Source organism: Novosphingobium colocasiae (assembly GCF_014652555.1).
GTDB lineage: Bacteria > Pseudomonadota > Alphaproteobacteria > Sphingomonadales > Sphingomonadaceae > Novosphingobium > Novosphingobium colocasiae.
In genome coordinates this window covers 335,108-354,585 of the sequence record NZ_BMZA01000002.1, presented here as the reverse complement: position 1 = coordinate 354,585, position 19,478 = coordinate 335,108, and the positions used below count along the sequence as shown (strand labels likewise).

Here is a 19,478-nt window from a genome sequence, read left to right as displayed (position 1 = left end):
AGTTGACCGGTCAGTAGGAAATCTTCGCGGTCAGCCGCACATCGCGCCCGGCGATCGGCACGAAATCGCGGGTATCGGAGGCGGCGAGGCGGCCCGACACATCGAACAGGTTGTCAGCAGCCAGGACCAGCGACAGCGGACCATCCTGCCCCAGGGGGCGCCATGTCGCGCTCAGGTTGACCAGTGTGAAGGCGCTGGTGGGGTTCTCGTTCTCCGCCACCCGCCGCTGCCGTGCGTTCCATTCCACCTCGCCGCGCAAGTCGAAGGCGGGCGAATTGAATTCGAGCCCGCCGCGCGCGCGCATCGGCGGAATGCGCGGAACCGGGCCGATGTTCACGAGGCGGGCGCGGGTATAGTCGAGACCGGCATCGCCCTTCAGTGAAGCACCTGAGGCGAGGCGCGCAAACGTCCACCCGGCCTCCGCCTCGACACCGCGGAAGCGGGCAGGGGCCTGAAGATACTGGTAGACCGGGAAATCCTCGATCACTTCGCCGGTCGGCACGGCGGTGATGAAATTGTTGAAGTTGACCGCGTAGCCGGTGACCGAGCCGACCAGATCGCCGCCGTTGTAGCGGATTCCCGCCTCGATGCCGTCGCTCTTCTCGACCGTGAAGGCGGGATTACCGCGCTCGTAAGACTGGGTGGCGTCATGCATGCCATCGACGAAGAGTTCCTCGGCCGAGGGCGCGCGCTCGCCGTGCGAGTAGTTGATCGAAAGGGTCAGCGGTTCAGCCGGATGCCAGGCAATGCCTGCCACCGCCGAATACTGGGAAAAATCGCGTGCCTCACCGATCGCGGCGGCGTTGATGCGCGTGTTTTCATAGCGCGCCGCACCTTCGATATCGAACTGCCCCACTTCGAAGCGCTGCAGCGTGAACAGGGCGAACCTGTCCGTCTGGTTATCCGGCAACAGCGATTCCGAACCGGTGATCGCCAGCTTGGCGGTCGAGTACTGGACTCCGCTCGATCCGCTCCAGATCCCGCGCCGCGCCTGATCCGCCTGCAGCCGGGCTTCGATGGCGCGATTGTGAAACCGGGTCCCGGTCGCGCCGTCCTCGATCTCGGCATGCTCGTAATCGCCGAAAGCACCGCGCAGTTCGATGCGTTTGAAGAAGCCGTCGGGGTTGATCCCGGCGCGCCAGTCCACGCGGGTCTGGCGCAAGGCGATGCTGGTGGCTTCGGGATCGGCCGAGGGGCGCGGCGGGATGCCGTAATCGGTGGAAAGCCGCTGGACCGAGACGCCCATGTCGCCACCCGCGTCGATAAAGGCGATGCCGCCGCCCGCCGACCAGCCCTTGGTCCAGCTATTGGCGATCGAGCCCTTGCGCCCCGCCTGCTCGGTCAGCGCAGCGGCCCCGTCGATATCGCCCGCATTGGCCAGGTCCGAAGCGGCGGCCAAAGTCTGCGCACGAAGCTGCGGTGACAGCACATGGCCACCCACGCGCAAGTTATCGCTGTCGAAATAGCTGGCATCGGCGTGGGCCACCCAACGATCCGCCAGCTTCACATCTGCCGCCACGCCGCCGTTCACCATATTGGCGGCGGTGCCGTAGGAACCGAGCGCATCGAGCGTGATCGCCTTGTCAGGCACCCGGCGCGGGATGCGCTTGTCCCGCGCGTTCACCGCGCCGCCGGAGGGATCGCTGGCATAGAGCAGGACCTGTGGGCCATGCAGCACCTCGATCCGGTCGATGTTGAGAGTATCGAGCGACACCGCGTGATCCGCCGAAACCGATGAGGCATCGAGCGAGCCGATCCCGTCGAGCAGGACCTGGACACGGGGCCCGTCGAAGCCGCGCAGCACCGGACGCGAGACGCCGGGGGCGAAGCCGCTGCTGGAAACGCCGGGCAGGCTGGCGAGCATTTCGCCGATCTGGGGCTTGAGCGCGCGGGTCAGCGCTTCACCCTGAAGCACCACCGGCGCGGCGATGGGATCGGCGCTGCCCGAGATCAGGCGGCCAGTCACGATGATTTCAGGGCCGCTTTCCTGCGGGTGCGGGGCCGGCGGCGCCGCCTCCTGAGCGAATGCCGGGAGGGGGAGGGCGGCGGCGCAGGCCAGCAGCGCAATGCGGGGGGAGCGAATCGTCATGCTCCGGTATTACTTGTGATGATATATTGTATCAAGTGGCGAGTGCGCGACTGCGAGATGCGCCTGCTGCATCGCGGCGAGGAGGTCGCAAACGGCGACGAACCGGTGTCAGCTTCTGACGGCCTTACCTTGAATCGCCCTCCCCGGCGGGGCGGGGTTGGGGGAGGGGGAGCGATGCCGCAGGCAGCGCGTCAACGCTAGCCGCGCACACCCCCCTCCCGACCTCCCCCCTAAAGGGTGGAGGAGCAGGCGATGCAGACAAACGCTATCGTGCTCTAGGCACCGATCAGCGGCGCGGGCGCAGCCGGGGATTGGGCTGGAGCTGATCGACCAGCTTCAGGAAATCGTCGATGCGGATGATCCGTTCGAACTGGAATCCGGCGCGCTCCTCGTGCAGCCAGATCAGGTGCGCCTCGATCCGGCCGACCACGGGCAGGCGCATGACGATGCGTTCGCCGCGTTCAAGGGCGAGGCCGCCTTGCGCCATGAACCCCTGCGCCGACACATTGATGATGTGCAGCGGCAGATCGCCCAGATTGCGATGCTCGGCGATCACGTGATGATCGACCGGATGGCGCGCGGCCCGACGCTTGTCAGTTACAGTGAGTTGCGCTCCGCCCCCCATGTCCGATGCCCTTTCCTTGGTGATCACGAAGGCACAAACTGCACCACAATCCCCAAGAAACGGTAAACCCGGCAGCGTTTTGCCGCCCGGATCAGCAAACCTTTGCCGTCAGATGCCTTTGAGAACGCCGATCTTTTTCTTGCCGACCGCCAGCTTGCGGGTTTCTCCGGGGGCAAGATTTATCAGCAGGCCGGCATCGTCCATCACCGCATCGTCCAGCCGAACCGCGCCTTCCACGACCTTGCGCTTGGCTTCCCCGTTTGAAGCGGTGAAGCCGAGCGCGGTGCAGGCCGCCCCCAGCCGAACGCCTTCGGAGGGCACATCCAGCACCGGCAGATCCTCGCCAAGGCCACCGGCGGCGAAGGTGGCGGACGCCGTCGCCTCGGCGGTGCGGGCGGCATCGGCACCCCGGCACAGCGCGGTCACTTCGTTGGCCAGCACCACCTTGGCGGCATTGATCTCGGCCCCCGGCAGCGCTTCGAGGCGGGCGATCTCGTCCAGCGGCAGGTCGGTGAACAGGCGCAGGAACCTGCCGACGTCGGCATCGTCGCAATTGCGCCAGTACTGCCAGAAATCATAGGCGGGAAGCTGGTCCTCGTTGAGCCAGACCGCCCCGGCAGCGGTCTTGCCCATCTTCGCCCCGCTGGCGGTGGTCAGCAGCGGGGTGGTGAGGCCGAAGACCTCCTTCTGGTCCATGCGCCGGGTCAGCTCGACCCCGTTGACGATGTTGCCCCACTGGTCCGAACCGCCCATCTGCAGCGCCACGCCCATGTCCTTCGCCAAGTGGCGGAAGTCATAGCCCTGCAGGATCATGTAGTTGAATTCGAGGAACGTCATCGGCTGTTCGCGTTCCAGGCGCAGGCGCACCGAATCGAAGCTGAGCATGCGGTTGACGGTGAAGTGGGTGCCCACTTCCTGCAGAAGCTGGATGTAGCCAAGCTGGCCCAGCCAGTCCTGGTTGTTGACCATCACCGCATCGGTCGGGCCATCGCCGAAGGTCAGCAGGCGCGAGAAGATCGTGCGGATCGAGGCAATGTTGTCTTCAATCGTTTGGTCGGACAGCATCTTGCGGCTCTCGTCGCGCCCGGTCGGATCGCCGATGCGGGTGGTGCCACCGCCCATCAGCACGATCGGCTTGTGCCCCGCCTGCTGGAGCCGGCGCAGCATCATGATCTGCACCAGACTGCCGATGTGGAGCGAGGGCGCGGTCGCGTCGAAACCAATATAGCCGGGAACGATCTGCCGCGCGGCGAGGGCATCGAGCCCCTGCGCATCGGTCATCTGGTGGATGTAGCCGCGCTGTTCGAGCAGGCGGAGCAGATCGGAGGTGTAAGTCATGGCTATGGCTTCGCTAAGGAACTGAACGAGCGGCGCGCCTAGCACGCGGGCCTTGCGAAACAAAGGGGTGGGCGAGGGCGTGGGATGCCATCGCGGGTCAGGAAAGGAATGGTTCACGCAGAGGCGCAGAGGCGCAAAGATGTTGTGCTCGCGGCAACGCCGCCACTCTCTGTCCACGCTGCGTTTGCCGCAACGTGGAAGCAGGGAGAATCGCCTGCGGCGCCGAGCGAGACCTTTGCGCCTCTGCGCCTCTGTGCGAACCCCTCTTCCTTTTTCCACGATCCACCTTGTTGCCGCCATCGCCAACCGTCGCCACAGTACGCCGCATGACCGAACTCATCCCCCACCCCGCCCACCCGCCCAAGCAAGTCCGCCGCATCGGATCGCGCATCACCGGGCGCGATGCCCGGTGGTTGCGGCTTCGCTGGCGGGTGGAGGGGGCGGGGGCGCTGGGGGTTCCGGCCTTTGCCGGCAAGGGGCGGGCGGACGGCCTGTGGCAGACCACCTGTTTCGAGCTGTTCATCCAGCCAGAGGCCGGGCCCGGCTACGTCGAGTTCAACCTTTCGCCGTCCGAGCGCTGGAATGCCTACGCCTTCGACTCGCGGCGCGAAGGCATGCGCGAATGGCCGATGCCGCACGAGCCGCAATGCACGCTGCGGCTCGGCAGCGATCTGGCGATCTTCGATGTCGCCATCCCTGCCGCCGGGTTGCCGCCGCTGCCCGCCCGGATCGCGCTGACGGCGGTGATCGAGGAGCAGGGCGGGGTGAAAAGCTACTGGGCGCTGGCCCACGGCGGCGATGCGCCCGATTTCCACGATCCGGCTTGCTTCCTCGAAGCGCTTGCGGCACCCGGCAAGCCATGAAATTCGGTATCGATCGCCTGCTGGCGGACCCCGCCCTGCGCAAACCGCTCGAAGGTCGGCGTGTCGCGCTTGTCGCTCATCCGGCTTCGCTGACGGAAGGGCTGGTCCACTCGCTCGACGCGTTGATCGCCGCCGGCGTCAACGTGACGAGCGCGTTCGGCCCCCAGCATGGCCTCAAGGGCGACAAGCAGGACAACATGGTCGAAACGGCGGACGAACGCGATCCGCAATACGGCATCCCGGTCTTCAGCCTTTACGGCGAAGTCCGGCGGCCAAGCGCGGCGATGATCGATACCGCCGATGTCTTCCTGTTCGATCTCCAGGACCTCGGCTGTCGCATCTACACCTTCGTCACCACGCTGCTCTATCTGATCGAGGCGGCGGCGGCGCAGGGCAAGGCGGTGTGGGTGCTGGACCGGCCGAACTCCGCCGGACGGCCGGTCGAAGGGACGACGCTGCTGGTCGGGCAGGAAAGCTTCGTCGGCGCGGGGCCGATGCCGATGCGCCACGGCCTGACCCTGGGCGAGATGGGCCAGTGGTTCGTCCGCCATCACGGCATCGACATCGATTACCGGGTGATCGCCATGGAAGGCTGGCAGCCGGACGCAGGCCCCGGCTTCGGGTGGCCGCAGGACCGTATCTGGATCAACCCCAGCCCGAATGCCGCCAACCTCAACATGGCCCGCGTCTATGCCGGGACGGTGATGCTGGAAGGGACCACGCTGTCCGAAGGGCGCGGCACCACCCGCCCGCTCGAAGTGCTGTTCGGCGCGCCGGATGTGGACGCGCGGGCGGTGCGGGCAGAGATGGAACGCCTGGCTCCGCAGTGGCTCGCCGGCTGCGCCTTGCGCGAATGCTGGTTCGAGCCGACGTTTCACAAGCATCAGGGCAAGCTGTGCTCGGGGCTGATGGTCCACGCCGAGGGGCCGTTCTACGATCACGAGGCTTTTCGCCCCTGGCGATTGCAGGCGCTGGCCTTCAAGGCGATCCGCAACCTCGCGGCGGATTACCCGATCTGGCGTGATTTTCCCTATGAGTACGAGTTCGATCGCCTGGCCATCGATGTCATCAACGGCGGTCCGGCCTTGCGCGAATGGGTCGACGATCGCGCCGCGCTGCCCGGCGACCTGGAAGCCATCGCCGCCAACGACGAGGCGGCATGGCGGGCTGAGGTGGCGGATATCCTGCTTTACTGAGCTGGAGCGGGCCCCTGTGCAAGAACCGCAGGATCGCCCAGCAGGTACGAGGTCATCGACAGCGCACCATCGATGCTGTCGTTGAAGACGCCCACGTCATCTTCGGGCAGGCGCGCACCGGCGATGTAGAGCAGGGGCAGGTAATGCTCGGCGCTGTTGATCGCCCGTTGCGATGCCTCGTCGTCCGCCTCGAAGCGCGACAGGGCATCGAGATCGCCGGCCTGCATGGCGGCGGTGATGCGGTCCTGCAGTGATCGCGCCCATCCGGGCACGGTGCCCGCGCTTTCCCGCCACAAGGCCAGATTGTGCACCACATTGCCGCTGCCGACGATCATCACGCCTTCGCGACGCAACGGCGCGAGGCGGGCGGCCAGGGCGAGGTGATCCTGCGCCGTCAACGCGCGGTCGAGGCTCATCGCCAGGACCGGGATGTCCGCCGCCGGAAACATCGGCCGCAGCACGCCCCACACCCCGTGGTCGAATCCCCAGGTCCTGTCGCGCGTGATCCGGGCAGGGCCTGCCAGCGCCTCGATGCGGTCCTGCAGCTTCGTCGCGTTCGCGGCCGGATAGCTGATCTCGTACAGTTCACGCGGAAAGCCGCGAAAGTCGTGTATGGTGCGCGGCGCGTCGCCATCCGTCAGATGGACCGCGTCGCGGGTCTCCCAATGCGCCGTGACGCACAGGATCGCCTCGGGCCGCGACAGCCGTGATCCCAGACCTTCAAGGAACCGGCGTTCAGGATTGTCGGTAATCACCGTCATCGGCGAACCGTGGCCGATGAACAGGGCGGGCATAGTCTGGGTCATAACGGCATAAATGGGGTCAACCGCGCGGTGCGCAAGCGGGCCGGCGCGATAGCTTTGCGCGGGCGACGATCAGTTTTTCTTGCGCGTCAGCTCGCGCATCGCCGCGTCCAGTCCTTCGAGGGTCAGGCCATACATCTGCCCGTTGACCAGCTCGCGCATCATCTTGGTCGATTGCGAATAGTCCCAGGTCCGTTCCGGCGTGGGGTTGAGCCAGACCGTTGCCGGATAGGTTTCCACCACCCGGCGCATCCAGATGCCCCCGGCTTCCTCGTTCATGTGCTCCACCGACCCGCCCTTGTGAGTGATCTCGTAAGGGCTCATCGAGGCATCGCCAACGAACAGCACCTTGTAGTCGTGCCCGTACTTGTGGAGGATGTCCCAGGTCGATGTGCGATCGGACCAGCGGCGCTTGTTCTCCTTCCATACGCCCTCGTACAGGCAATTGTGGAAGTAGAAGAATTCGAGGTTCTTGAACTCCGCCGTCGCCGCGCTGAACAGTTCCTCGACCAGCTTGATATAAGGGTCCATCGATCCGCCGACATCGAGGAAAAGCAGCACCTTCACGGCATTGTGCCGCTCGGGCCGCATGCGGATATCGAGCCACCCCTGCTTGGCGGTGCCCCGGATCGTCTCGTCAAGGTCTAGCTCGTCGGCCGCGCCCTCGCGTGCGAACCGGCGCAGGCGGCGCAGCGCGATCTTGATGTTGCGCGTGCCCAGTTCGCGGGTGTTGTCGAGATTGGCGAATTCGCGCTTCTCCCAGACCTTGATCGCCCGCTTGTGCCGGCTTTCCCCGCCGATTCGCACGCCTTCGGGGTTATAGCCGCCATTGCCGAAGGGGCTGGTCCCGCCGGTGCCGATCCACTTGTTGCCGCCCTGGTGCCGGCCCTGCTGCTCTTCGAGCCGCTGTTTGAGCGTCTCCATGATGGTGTCCCAATCGCCGAGCGACTTGATCTGCTCCATCTCCTCGGGCGAAAGGAACTTCTCGGCGATCGCCTTGAGCCAATCCTCGGGCACATCGACCGGGTTCTGGCCGTAATCGGTGAACAGCCCCTTGAAGACCTTCTGGAACACTTGGTCGAACCGGTCGAGCAGCCCTTCGTCCTTCACGAACGTGGCGCGCGACAGGTAGTAGAACGCTTCAGGGGTCTGCTCGATCACCTCGCGATCGAGCGCTTCGAGCAGGACGAGATGCTCCTTGAGCGATGCCTTGATCCCGGCGGCGCGCAATTCATCGACAAAATTCAACAGCACTCGGCCAGGCTCCTGTAGGTCCAAAGCCTTGATAGATGGGGAGGGAGCGGGCACGCAAGGGGCACTGGCCCGCTTTGTTCGGTGCCGGGCGGGCCGCCGGCTGCAAAGAAATCGGTTGAGCGCGGGCGCGGGGCGGATAATCGTTAACACGATTGGTTAACGAGGCGACCCGCGATGATTCGCTTGGCCTGCGCCCTTGGCGCTTCGATGCTCCTGCTGATGGCGATCATCCTGGCTTCGCCAGAGCAGGCGATTGCCGAAGGCGGCTATCCGCTGGTTGCCACGCAGCCGCCGGCGGTGGCTGACGTCATGCAGTCGGGCGTGCTGATCGTCGTCAGCAAGGCATCGCAGCGGATGTTCGTGTTCAAGGACGGCCAGCCCTGGCAGACCTCTCCGGTTTCGACCGGGCGGCGCGGCCATTCGACCCCGGCCGGCGTGTTCCCCATCCTCCAGAAGGCGGTGCGGCACCGTTCCAACCTCTACAGCAACGCGCCGATGCCCTATATGCAGCGGCTGACGTGGCGCGGCGTCGCCATCCATGCCGGCCACCTGCCGGGCTATCCCGCATCGCACGGCTGCATCCGCCTGCCGCTGGCCTTCGCCCGCGCGCTCTACGGCCTGACCCGCGCCAGCACGACGACCGTGGTCGTCACGAACGAGCCGGTCTTCTCGCATATGGACGCGGGGACGCTGGCGCTCAACACGCCGGTTCCGCAACCGGCGGTGCCGTTCCGGACCCCGGTGAGGCCCCAGCTCGCGCAAGCTCAGGTCCCAGCCCCGGTCCCAGCCCCGGTCTATGCCCCGCCGCCGCGTGCCGTGGGCCCGACCCAGACCATCCAGCTCGCCGCCGCCGTCTCCCCGGCAGAGGCCGACGCGCACTGGGCCTCGCTGATCAGCCAGCATCCCGCGCTGGGCGATTTCGAAAAGCAGGTGGTGCCCGCCATAGTCGGCTCCCGCCGCTTCTACCGCCTGCGCGCCAGCGCCCCGGATGCCTTCGCGTTCTGCTCATCGCTGCGGCGGGCCGGGGAGGATTGCTTTAATGTGGGGTGATGTGGGTTTGCTGGGCTGAGGCTTGGTCCAAATTGCCCGATAGCGCGGGCCGGCAATTTGTGCGTTTAATAAACTGGTATCGCAATTCCCCGTGCTTCTGGATCATTTACCTCTTCCACCTGGGCCGACCGGCGGCAGATACATGATAAACTGGACCTTTTCTCGACCGAACTTTTCGGCCATCCTTTGTCGGAGATCGGCCATGTCGCGGCAGGCCGATGCCATTCCGATCAGCATCCAGATATGTTCGACCAATTTGCGAAGGCCGAACTGAGCACTGAGCCACTGATGGTAGTTCTGTCCACCACGGGGTGCCGGTGCATTCTCCTTCAACCAAGTCATCACGTCGCCGTCCAAATAACCGTAGACAAGTTCGTTCACGAGCTTTCCCCAGTATTTGGGACGAGAATGTATGGGGCCACGCCAGTTGGTGAGGCGACCAAATTGCACCCACAACTCGTCCGGAAACGTCTTTTCCCACGGCCGCATTTCTTCTTCTAGAAAAAGCTTGAGCTTGGTTCGCAGTGCGTCAGGCGCACGTTCGAATTGGTATCCGGTCGCTTCGTGAATAGCCGACTCGATGCCCGCCTTCGCGAACGCAGCCATCAGTGCTGCGGCGCGGATCGCGATACTCACCTGAGACTCAGAAGTAAGTGCGCCAGTGTCACGCGCGCGCGAATAAGCGCGACAAATATCAATGAATGCTGATGCCGACATGGCCTGCACATTCTTGTTCACGACTTGGGGGATCGTGATGTCAAAAAACTGGCCATCCAAATCGGCAGGAAGGAACGGCTGCAACACCTGTACCCGGAGATAGCTTTCCAAGTTGCCGCCACCTTTGCCACCGGTAAGGAAGTTCAGACCGCCGGTCCGTGTGATGACGCTTCTTCCGTCCTCCAAAACGTAACAGGGCAACTCGTCGTCGCCGACGACGAGGTTGCCGGGCCACTGCGCAACAGGAGCAACCGCTACAGCAGTAGCTTGCGCTGTTGTCATCGGTGAAAACTCGCCGGGCGAGACGCTAACCCCGCGATCAACGGCCCGGGAAGCAATTGCGCTATGCCATTTAGCGGGGATAGTGCCAGTTTTTGCCCAGTGCTGGACTGTACTCTGTTTGGTGCCCAACGCATCGGCCAAAGCCGATTGGCCTCCAAATTTCGCGATGATATTCTGGGCTGCGTTCGTCATTCCGAATCTCCTAACGAAAATCGAAATAACGAAATTATCGGTTTTTGAAAGCCGTTATTTCGTTTTCCCACGGTTCGACCGCTGGTTGCGTCGCACTGGGGGTGGGGAGAGAGCTTTTCTCCAACTTTGCTAGAAATCAGGCGGGCGTTTCCGGCGGAGGCGGCGGTTGTCGGGCGAACCGTTGCAGCGCCGGGTCGATCACCGCCCAGTCCGGGGCATCGTCCAGCCAGATCGCGCTGGTGGGTGCCAGATCGTGCGGGGGCTCAATGAACCCCAGCCGGATGACGCAGGCATGCCGGCGCGCCGTGTTGCGGCCGATCACGGGGGTGCCGCAGCTCGCGCAGAAGCCCTGTTCGACGCCGTTGCCGCTGTCCGCCTCATAGCTGAACCAGCGCAGATCGCCCGATAGCGTGAAGCTGTCGGTGAGGAACAGCGCATTGGTCGTGCAACTGCCCGCCGCGCTCTTCTGGCACTGGCGGCACCAGCACTGGCGCACCCATACCGGTTCCGCCGAAAACGTCGCCGTGACCGCGCCGCAGTTGCAGCGGCCGTGATAGGGAGCGGTCATGGCGGACCTACTGCCCCCGACGGGACATGAACGCCAGGCGTTCGAACAGCATCACGTCCTGTTCGTTCTTGAGCAGCGCGCCGTGAAGGGGAGGGATCGCCTTCGTCGGGTCCTGGTTCTGCAGGACGTCGAGCGGCATGTCCTCGTTCAGCAGCAGCTTGAGCCAGTCGAGCAGTTCGCTGGTGCTGGGCTTTTTCTTGAGCCCGGGCACTTCGCGCAGTTCGTAGAACACTTCCATCGCCTTCCTCACCAGCGTCTTCTGGATGCCGGGGAAGTGGACGTCGATGATCTCTTCCATCGTCTCGCGATCGGGGAACTTGATGTAGTGGAAGAAGCAGCGGCGCAGGAATGCGTCGGGCAGTTCCTTCTCGTTGTTCGAGGTGATGACGACGATCGGGCGTTCGACGGCGGCAACATGTTCGCCGGTTTCATAGACGTCGAAGGCCATGCGATCGAGTTCGGCGAGGAGGTCGTTCGGGAATTCGATATCGGCCTTGTCGATCTCGTCGATCAGCAGCACCGGCAGCACCGGGCTGGTGAACGCTTCCCACAGCTTGCCCTTGCGGATGTAGTTGGAAATATCGTGCACCCGCTCGTCGCCAAGCTGGCCGTCGCGCAGGCGAGCCACGGCGTCATACTCGTACAGCCCCTGATGGGCGCGGGTGGTGGACTTGACGTTCCACGTGATAAGCGGCGCGCCCAGCGCCTCGGCGATCTGTTCGGCCAGCACCGTCTTGCCGGTGCCCGGCTCGCCCTTCACCAGCAGCGGGCGGCGCAGCAGCACGGCGGCGTTGACGGCGACCTTCAGATCCTCGGTGGCGACGTAGTTGCTGGTACCTTCGAAACGCTGCATGCTCTTGTCCGCCTTGGTCCACTGCCCGTTGGGTTTGCCGAGGGACGTAGGTTTTGCAGCGCAGCAAGGCAAGCGCATTTCCACCGCCCCGCGCGGCCGGCGCATGGACAAGCGGGGGCAGGGCGGGCACAACGCGAGGTCATGGGGGCGGCGTTCTTGCGACAGATGAACTGGCTGGGCGCAGGCCGCGCGCAGGGCTATCTGCGGCTGCTGGCGGTGATGAACCTGGCGATGCTGGGCTGGCTGCTGGCGACATCGCATCAGGGGATCGATGCCAACGGCTTCCTGCTGGGCAGCGATTTCCTGAGTTTCTGGACCACCGGGCGCATGCTGCTGGCGGGCAGCAATCCGTATGACGCTGCCGCCCACATCGCCGCCCAGCGCCAGTTCTTCGCATCGTCCGACGGGTTCACCGCGTTCTTTTATCCGCCTGCGTTCCTGCCGTTCTGCTGGCCGCTGGGGTTGCTGCCCTACTTCGCGGCGCTGGCGGCGTGGCTCGGCGCGACCGGCGCTGCCTGGTTCGCGGTGGCGCGGGCCTGGGCGCGGGCTTGCGGCGTATCGGGCGGGTTGCTGCTGGCGCTCGCATTCCCGGCCGTCCCGATCGTCATCACGCATGGCCAGACCAGCTTTCTCGTCGCCGCGCTGCTGGGGCTGGGGTTGCTGCTGGTGCCCGGTCGCCCGGCGCTGGCCGGAGCCTTGCTGGGGCTGGCCACGATCAAGCCGCAGTTCGGCCTGCTGGTTCCGATCGCGCTGATCGGTGCGCGCGAATGGCGCACGCTCGCGGCGGCGGCCGTCACCGCGCTGGCGCTGGCACTGGCAGCGGCGCTGGCATTCGGCCCGCAGTTCTGGCCGGACTGGATTGCCGCCAGCGGCCGGGCGCAAGCGGCGATGGCGCAAGGCGCGGTCGATTATGGCAAGATGGTCAGCCCGTTCGCCGCGCTGCGCCTGATTGGCGCGCCGGTCGCGCTGGCTTATGCGGTGCAGGGGCTGGTGACGCTGGCGGTTGCCGCCACCGTGGCGGTTATCGCGCGGCGGCGGGGCTGGACGCCGGGGCTTGCCGCACTGGTGCTGGCGGGCGCGCCGCTGGCGACGCCGTTCGTGCTCGATTACGACATGGTCCTGCTCGCCGCGCCGCTGCTGTGGCTGGCGGGCGAGGGGCTGCGGTCAGGTTGGCGGGACTGGGAGAAACTGGCACTGGCCACCGCATTCATCGCTCCGGCCTTTGCCCGGCCACTGGCACTGAATGTAGGGCTGCCGATCATGCCGCTGGTGCTGGCGGGGCTGTTTGTGGTGGTGGCGCGGCGGCTTAGTGGTAGACTTAACTCCCTATGAGCCTGAAAAAAAGTTAGAACGGCAGTTTCCAAACGACTGCACCGGAGTAACTTCCTTCAACAGCTATACCCGCATCGTCTCGAGCGGGATTGAACTGCGCGTACTTCAAAAACCGAATGCAGGTCGTGTCATCTAGCTCTTCCGAACCGGACGAGGATTTTACCTCACAGGTTAGAAGTCTCCCATAACGAGAAACGACTGTGCTAACCGCCGTCCGACCCTCAGCGTTAACGCGTCTCGCATTCTTTGGATATTTTGCTTTAATTTGTTGGGACCAAGTATGGGACGATGGCTCCAAGCCCCAAGAATTTGAGCCCAACACGTTCGTTCGGGAAGCGATCCATCCGGACCAATGGATAAAATTGGCGGGCATCACACTTGCGGATGGAATAAACAAACTTTTCATAATCCGGGCGCAAGCATAACTATCCGCATCGCTAGAGCCACTGGGATGAGATATTGTACAGTCTGTGGCTCTGCCTGACCCGTCTACATAGGCGAGAACCTTTGTAAAATACAAATTTCTTTTCAGTGCCGTTCCATCCGGAACACCTGCGTCACCGAACACGACCAATTCAGCGCTTGAGGAGGTTGAGGATTCAATCTCGGGATGAACGGATTGCGATAATTCGGAAGCGCGGGCCGACGCTGAGAAAATCGTTGAGGCGGTGAAAATCCAAATCAATGACACCTCACGCATCGATCAAATCCCGATCCACTTCGCCCGCGCGGTTCTGGATGAACTGGAAGCGTGGGGCGGGGTCGCGGCCCATCAGGCGGTCGACGAGTTCCTTCACGGCGAAGCGCTCCTCGTTTTCCTGCGGCAGCGTCACCCGGATCAGCGATCGTGAGGCCGGGGCCATGGTGGTTTCGCGCAACTGCTGCGGGTTCATCTCGCCCAGACCCTTGAAGCGCGAGACATCGACCTTCTTGCCCTTGAACGCGGTCTCTTCCAACTCGGCGCGGTGAGCATCGTCGCGGGCGTAGGCGGATCTGGCTCCGTGCGTCAGGCGATAGAGCGGCGGCTGCGCGAGGTAGAGGTGCCCGCGCCGCACCACTTCGGGCATCTCCTGGAAGAAGAACGTCATCAGCAGCGTGGCGATATGCGCGCCGTCCACGTCGGCATCGGTCATGATGACGATTCGATCGTAGCGCAGCGCATCGGGGTTGCAGTCCTTGCGGGTGCCGCAGCCGAGCGCGAGGCCGAGATCGGCGATTTCCTGGTTGGCGCGGATCTTGTCCGCCGTGGCGCTGGCGACGTTGAGGATCTTGCCGCGGATCGGCAGGATCGCCTGCGTCTTGCGGTCACGCGCCTGCTTGGCGCTCCCGCCCGCGCTATCGCCTTCGACGATGAACAGTTCGGTCTCGCCGCTGCCTTCGCCGGAGCAATCGGTCAGCTTGCCCGGCAGGCGTACCTTCTTGGCGTTCGTCGCGGTCTTGCGCTTGACCTCGCGCTCGGCCTTGCGGCGCAGGCGTTCGTCCATGCGTTCGAGGATCGACCCGAGCAGCGCCTTGCCGCGATCGAGATTGTCGGTGAGGAAATGGTCGAAGTGATCGCGCACCGCGTTCTCGACCAGCCGTGCCGCCTCGGCGCTGGTCAGGCGGTCCTTGGTCTGGCTCTGGAATTGCGGATCGCGGATGAACACCGAGAGCATGACCTCGCTGCCCGTCACCACATCATCGGGAGTCAGGTCCTTGGCTTTCTTGCCCTGACCCACCAGTTCCGCAAACGCCCGCATCCCGCGCGTCAACGCGGCGCGCAGCCCCTGTTCGTGCGTGCCGCCATCCGGCGTCGGGATGGTGTTGCAGTAATAGGAATAGGCCCCGTCGGACCACAGCGGCCAGGCGATCGCCCACTCCACCCGGCCCTGTTCGGAACCGTCATCGCCGCGCGGGAAATCCTGCCGTCCGGCAAACATCTGGCTGGTCACGCATTCGCGCCCGCCGATCTGTTCGGAGAGGTGATCGGCCAGACCGCCGGGGAACTGGAACACCGCTTCGGCCGGCACATCGTCGCTCACCAGCGAGGCCGAGCATTTCCAGCGGATTTCCACCCCGGCGAACAGATAGGCCTTCGACCGCACCAGCTTGAACAGTCGCGAGGGCCTGAACTTCTGATCGCCGAAAATCTCGGTATCGGGGGTGAAGATCACCGCCGTGCCGCGCCGGTTGGGGGCAGCGCCCACCCGTTGCAACGGCCCCAGCGTCACCCCGCGCGAGAATTCCTGTGCGAACAGTTCCTTGTTGCGCGCCACTTCGACCCGCGTCTTGAGCGAAAGCGCGTTGACCACCGAGATGCCGACGCCGTGAAGGCCGCCCGAGGTGGCATAGGCCTTGCCCGAAAACTTGCCGCCCGAATGCAGCGTGGAGAGGATCACTTCCAGCGCCGACTTGCCCGGATACTTAGGATGTTCGTCCACCGGGATGCCGCGCCCGTTGTCCGTAATCGTCAGCCGTCCGGCGGTGCCGGGCTCGTCGTCCAGCGTCACCTCGATGCGGTTGGCGTGGCCGGCCACCGCTTCGTCCATCGCATTGTCGAGCACTTCGGCGGCCAGGTGGTGCAGCGCGCGTTCGTCGGTGCCGCCGATATACATGCCCGGACGGCGGCGGACGGGCTCAAGGCCCTCCAGCACCTCGATCGCGGAACCATCATAGGTTTCCCCGGCGCTTGTCGGGAGCTTGTCAAACAGATCGTCGGCCATGGGGCTGACTATAGGCCGCGCGCGAATCCGCGATCAAGCTGGGTCTTTGCGCTTATCCGCAGTATCGCCTCAGGGCGCGACGGTGGCGGGTGCCGGGCTGACGGTGGCGACCGTGCCCTTGCGCACCTCGCGCACTTCGAGCGCGCGTTCGATCAGACCGCCCTTGGTGAAGCGGAACGCACCGTCCACGCCCAGGAAGCCTTCGGGGAAAGCGCTGCTGTCGGTCAGGCTGTCAATCGGGAAGCGGGTGCCCGGCTTCCAGTCGCGGGCGACGCGCAGGGTGAGCAGTACCGCGTCATAGCCGAGTGTGGCGATGCGGAACGGCTGCGCGCCGAAGCGGGTGCGATAGCTCGTGGCGAAGCGGCCGAAGCGCTGGTCGGAAACGGTGGCGAACCACGCGCCGGAAAGGGCCGGCGTGGCGGTCAGCTCGCGCTCGCCGCTCCACAGTTCGGTGCCGAGCAGCCGGGCGGTGCCGCCGCCGGCCCGGTAAGTCGCCGCGGCCTTGGCCGAGAGGCTGCCGCTATCGGCGATCAGCAGCGCATCGAAGCCGCCCTTGGCCTTTACCCGGGCCACGGCGGAACCGATCGAGCCGGTAGAGCGGTCATAAGGCTCCATCGCCACCACGGTGCCGCCTTCGCGGCGGGCGACCTGGAGAAAGGCGCTGCTGACCCGATCGCCGTATTCGCCCCGGGGGACGAGCGCGGCGAACGAACTGACCCCGCGCGAGCGGGCGTAGCTGACAGTGCGCGAGATCGACTGGCCGGGCAGGTTGCCCATCACGAAGACGCCCTTGCCGCCGGCGGCTTCCTCGTCGTTGGAGAACGAGATCACCGGGACGCCGGCAGGCCGTGCCTCTGCGGAAACGGCGGGCACGTCATCGGCGAGGAGCGGGCCAAGGATCAGCCGGTTGCCATCGGCAATCGCGCGCTTGGCCGCTGCACCGGCCCCGGCCGACGTATCGTAAATGCTGATTCGCAGATTTCCGGCCGAAGTGTCGAGCAGCGCCATGTTGGCGGCATTGGCGATCGACTGGCCGGCATCGCCGCCCTTGCCGCTGGTCGGCACCAGCAGCGCGATGCGGTGCCGCGTGGTGTCGCTGGCGATGACGTTGGTTTCGACGGGCTTGGGCGGCGGCGGCGGGGCCGTGGTGGTGGTCTTGGGAACCACAGAGCAGGCACCCAGCAACGACAGCGTCAGCGTGGCTACCAGATTGCGTCGATTGAGCCGGGTGTTCATCACCCCGCCGAACGTGCTTGCGCCGAACATGCTTGCCGCTCCCGCATTGGTTGGCCATGAATCCCGGTATGGATCAAAAGCTATTGCCGGGCCTCTATATAGTGGCCACCCCCATTGGCAACCTGGGCGATATCACGTTGCGTGCGGTCGATGTGCTGCGCGGCGTGAGCACCATTGCCTGCGAAGATACGCGTGTGACGGGGCGGCTGCTGCACCACCTCGGCATCTCCGGGCGGATGCTGCGGTATGACGATCACGCCGGTGAGGCGGAGCGCGAACGGTTGCTGGGGCTGATGGCGGTGGAGCCGGTAGCCCTGGTCAGCGATGCCGGCACGCCGCTGATTTCCGACCCCGGTTACCGCCTGGTGCGCGAGGCGAAGGAGCGGGGCATCGCCGTGACCAGCCTGCCGGGGCCCAGCGCGGCGATCGTGGCGATCACGCTGTCCGGCCTGCCGAGCGACCGGTTCCTGTTCGCCGGGTTCCTGCCTAACAAGGCCAAGGCGCGCGAAGACACCTTGCGCGAACTGGCGGCGGTTCCGGCGACGCTGGTGTTCTACGAGACCGCCCCGCGTCTCGAAGCGGCGCTGGAGGCGGTTGCCGCTGTGCTGCCCGGCCGGCAGGTGGCGGTGGCGCGCGAACTGACGAAGAAGTTCGAGGAATGCCGGCCCGGTTCTCCGGCGGACCTGATCGACCATTATCGCGCCCATCCGCCCAAGGGGGAAATCGTGCTGGTCATCGGCCCGCCGGTGGCTGCGCCGACGGGAGAGATCGATGCCGATGCCCTGCTGCGGGCCGAACTGCAAACGTCCAAGGCCTCGCAGGCGGCGGCGGCAGTCGCTCGCGCGACGGGGCTTGACCGCAAGGTGCTCTATGCCCGGGCGTTGGAACTGAAGTGAGCGAGCGACGGCGCGGCGCGGAACGCAAGGGACGGCGCAGCGAGGCGATCGCCGCCTGGTACCTGCGGCTCCACGGCTGGCGCGTGCTCGATCGCCGGGTGCGCTGCGCGCGGGGCGAGGTGGACCTGATCGTCCGGCGCTGGCGCACGGTGGCCTTCGTCGAAGTGAAGTGGCGCAGGGACATGGCCGACCTGGGTCAGGCGATCGATGCCTTTCGCCTGCGGCGGGTGGTCGGCGCGGCTGAAGCGCTGGCTCCGCGCTACCTGCGGCAGGGCGATACCGTGCGCGTCGATGTCTTGCTTCTTGCGCCGGGGCGCTGGCCACGCCACATCGTCAACGCCTCGATGGCCTGATCTGCACGTTTCTCCCGGGAGTTTTCATGTCCTTGCGCGTCGCGGTCCAGATGGACCCGCTCGAAACCATCAAGATTGCCGGCGATTCGTCCTTCGCGCTGATGCTGGCGGCGCAGGCGCGCGGGCACGAGCTGTATCATTACGATGTCCGGACGCTCGCCTACGATGCCAGCCATGGCGCGGCCGGGCGGCTGACCTGCTGGGGTGCCCCGGTCACCGTGCAGCGGGTGGAAGGCAACCATTACCTGCGCGGCGAATACCGGCTGATCGACCTTGGCGAGGATATTGACGTGGTGCTGATGCGGCAGGACCCGCCGTTCGACCTGGGCTACATCACCGCCACACACCTCCTCGAACGGCTGGCTGGGCGGACGCTGGTGGTCAACGATCCGGCAGCGGTGCGCAACGCGCCCGAAAAGGTCATGGTGCTGGACTATGCGCGGTTCATGCCGCCCACTTTCATCGCCCGGCGGATAGAGGACGTGAAGCGCTTCCATCTCGACCATCCCGGCGATCTTGTCGTCAAGCCGCTGCACGGTAACGGCGGCAAGGCAGTGTTCCGGGTGCCGGCAGACGGCAGCAACCTCGGCGCGCTGGTCGAGATGTTCCAGAACGCCTGGGTCGAGCCGTTCATGGTCCAGCCGTTCCTCCCGAACGTGGCCGAGGGCGACAAGCGCATCGTGCTGGTCGACGGCGTATTCGCGGGCGCGATCAACCGCCGTCCGGGTGAGGGCGAATTCCGGTCCAACCTGGCCGTCGGCGGCTCGGCAGAGGCTTGCGGGCTGACAGCGCGCGAAGAGGAAATCTGCGCCGCGCTCGGCCCGGACCTGAAGGCGCGGGGCCTCGTGTTCGTGGGGATCGACGTGATCGGCGGCGAGTGGCTGACCGAAATTAACGTCACCTCGCCGACCGGCATCGTCGCCATCGATCGCTTCAACGGCACGGACACCGGAGCGATGATCTGGGACGCGATCGAAGTGCGCCACGCGGCGATGATCGCGGGGTGAGGTGCGGCCTATGGCTTTCCCTCGTCATTGCGAAACCGCGCAGCGGGTGAAGCAATCCAGGGCGGTTTAAACTGCCTTGGATTGCCGCGCGACCTTCGGTCGCTCGCAAAGACGAAGAAGGC

Annotated in this window: 18 protein-coding genes; 7 read left to right on the top strand and 11 right to left on the bottom strand. The window is 65.3% G+C overall.

The features are described from left to right. Positions 1–10: 10 nt before the first annotated feature. From IE122_RS05485 to tyrS, 3 genes are all read right to left on the bottom strand, one after another. Positions 11–2,089 (bottom strand): TonB-dependent receptor, encoded by a 2,079-nt coding sequence (locus IE122_RS05485; protein ID WP_189620090.1) that lies wholly within the window; start codon positions 2,087–2,089, stop codon positions 11–13. A 286-nt stretch (positions 2,090–2,375) separates the two neighbouring features. After that, positions 2,376–2,714: a PilZ domain-containing protein gene (locus tag IE122_RS05480; protein WP_189620243.1), complete on the bottom strand. Its 339-nt coding sequence runs from the start codon at positions 2,712–2,714 to the stop codon at positions 2,376–2,378. Positions 2,715–2,822: 108 nt separating this feature from the next. Beyond that, complete coding sequence (gene tyrS / locus IE122_RS05475; RefSeq protein ID WP_189620089.1) at positions 2,823–4,052, bottom strand: tyrosine--tRNA ligase; 1,230 nt, start codon at positions 4,050–4,052, stop codon at positions 2,823–2,825. Positions 4,053–4,378: 326 nt separating this feature from the next. Here tyrS and IE122_RS05470 point away from each other — a divergent pair, with 326 nt between their 5' ends. Together IE122_RS05470 and IE122_RS05465 are read left to right on the top strand one after the other, a co-directional pair. Beyond that, positions 4,379–4,915, top strand: coding sequence for a DOMON-like domain-containing protein (locus IE122_RS05470; RefSeq protein ID WP_189620088.1), 537 nt, complete (start codon positions 4,379–4,381; stop codon positions 4,913–4,915). Then, positions 4,912–6,111, top strand: coding sequence for an exo-beta-N-acetylmuramidase NamZ family protein (locus IE122_RS05465; RefSeq protein WP_189620087.1), 1,200 nt, complete (start codon positions 4,912–4,914; stop codon positions 6,109–6,111). Before IE122_RS05470 ends, IE122_RS05465 begins: the two co-directional genes overlap by 4 nt. Here the strand turns inward: IE122_RS05465 and ygiD are convergent. Next, positions 6,105–6,917 carry a 4,5-DOPA-extradiol-dioxygenase gene (gene ygiD / locus IE122_RS05460; protein WP_189620086.1) on the bottom strand — a complete coding sequence of 271 codons (813 nt, stop codon included), beginning with the start codon at positions 6,915–6,917 and terminating at the stop codon, positions 6,105–6,107. The genes IE122_RS05465 and ygiD overlap by 7 nt on opposite strands. A 69-nt stretch (positions 6,918–6,986) precedes the next feature. Continuing rightward, positions 6,987–8,168 carry a vWA domain-containing protein gene (locus tag IE122_RS05455; protein WP_189620085.1) on the bottom strand — a complete coding sequence of 394 codons (1,182 nt, stop codon included), beginning with the start codon at positions 8,166–8,168 and terminating at the stop codon, positions 6,987–6,989. 174 nt (positions 8,169–8,342) lie between these two features. Here IE122_RS05455 and IE122_RS05450 point away from each other — a divergent pair, with 174 nt between their 5' ends. Continuing rightward, a complete protein-coding gene (locus IE122_RS05450; protein WP_189620084.1) occupies positions 8,343–9,218 on the top strand; it encodes a L,D-transpeptidase family protein in 876 nt (291 codons plus the stop codon). A gap of 102 nt (positions 9,219–9,320) precedes the next feature. Here IE122_RS05450 and IE122_RS05445 read toward each other — a convergent pair whose 3' ends face one another. The 3 genes from IE122_RS05445 to IE122_RS05435 form a co-directional block, all read right to left on the bottom strand. Further along, positions 9,321–10,409: a P63C domain-containing protein gene (locus IE122_RS05445; RefSeq protein WP_189620083.1), complete on the bottom strand. Its 1,089-nt coding sequence runs from the start codon at positions 10,407–10,409 to the stop codon at positions 9,321–9,323. Positions 10,410–10,545: 136 nt separating this feature from the next. Continuing rightward, the gene (locus tag IE122_RS05440) at positions 10,546–10,977 is read right to left on the bottom strand and encodes a GFA family protein (protein WP_189620082.1); all 432 of its coding nucleotides are present in this window, start codon (positions 10,975–10,977) and stop codon (positions 10,546–10,548) included. Between the two features lie 7 nt (positions 10,978–10,984). Then, positions 10,985–11,830 (bottom strand): AAA family ATPase, encoded by an 846-nt coding sequence (locus IE122_RS05435; protein WP_189620081.1) that lies wholly within the window; start codon positions 11,828–11,830, stop codon positions 10,985–10,987. A gap of 141 nt (positions 11,831–11,971) precedes the next feature. Here IE122_RS05435 and IE122_RS05430 point away from each other — a divergent pair, with 141 nt between their 5' ends. Then, on the top strand, positions 11,972–13,162 hold the full coding sequence (locus tag IE122_RS05430; RefSeq protein WP_189620080.1) for a glycosyltransferase family 87 protein: 1,191 nt from the start codon (positions 11,972–11,974) through the stop codon (positions 13,160–13,162). Positions 13,163–13,175: 13 nt separating this feature from the next. On the opposite strand, the gene IE122_RS18540 is transcribed toward IE122_RS05430, so the two are convergent. The 3 genes from IE122_RS18540 to IE122_RS05415 form a co-directional block, all read right to left on the bottom strand. After that, positions 13,176–13,535, bottom strand: a complete 360-nt coding sequence (locus IE122_RS18540) for an energy transducer TonB (RefSeq protein WP_373299111.1) — start codon at positions 13,533–13,535, stop codon at positions 13,176–13,178. A 319-nt stretch (positions 13,536–13,854) separates the two neighbouring features. Then, on the bottom strand, positions 13,855–15,864 hold the full coding sequence (gene parE, locus IE122_RS05420; RefSeq protein WP_189620078.1) for a DNA topoisomerase IV subunit B: 2,010 nt from the start codon (positions 15,862–15,864) through the stop codon (positions 13,855–13,857). 69 nt (positions 15,865–15,933) lie between these two features. Further along, positions 15,934–17,130 carry a penicillin-binding protein activator gene (locus IE122_RS05415; protein ID WP_229813783.1) on the bottom strand — a complete coding sequence of 399 codons (1,197 nt, stop codon included), beginning with the start codon at positions 17,128–17,130 and terminating at the stop codon, positions 15,934–15,936. A gap of 38 nt (positions 17,131–17,168) precedes the next feature. On the opposite strand from IE122_RS05415, the gene rsmI reads away from it, so the two are divergent. The 3 genes from rsmI to gshB are packed head-to-tail and all read left to right on the top strand — an operon-like array spanning position 17,169 to position 19,356. Next, positions 17,169–17,996: a 16S rRNA (cytidine(1402)-2'-O)-methyltransferase gene (gene rsmI / locus IE122_RS05410; RefSeq protein ID WP_189620077.1), complete on the top strand. Its 828-nt coding sequence runs from the start codon at positions 17,169–17,171 to the stop codon at positions 17,994–17,996. Next, complete coding sequence (locus IE122_RS05405; RefSeq protein WP_189620076.1) at positions 17,993–18,349, top strand: YraN family protein; 357 nt, start codon at positions 17,993–17,995, stop codon at positions 18,347–18,349. Before rsmI ends, IE122_RS05405 begins: the two co-directional genes overlap by 4 nt. A gap of 26 nt (positions 18,350–18,375) precedes the next feature. Continuing rightward, a complete protein-coding gene (gene gshB / locus IE122_RS05400) occupies positions 18,376–19,356 on the top strand; it encodes a glutathione synthase (RefSeq protein WP_189620075.1) in 981 nt (326 codons plus the stop codon). Positions 19,357–19,478: the final 122 nt, after the last annotated feature.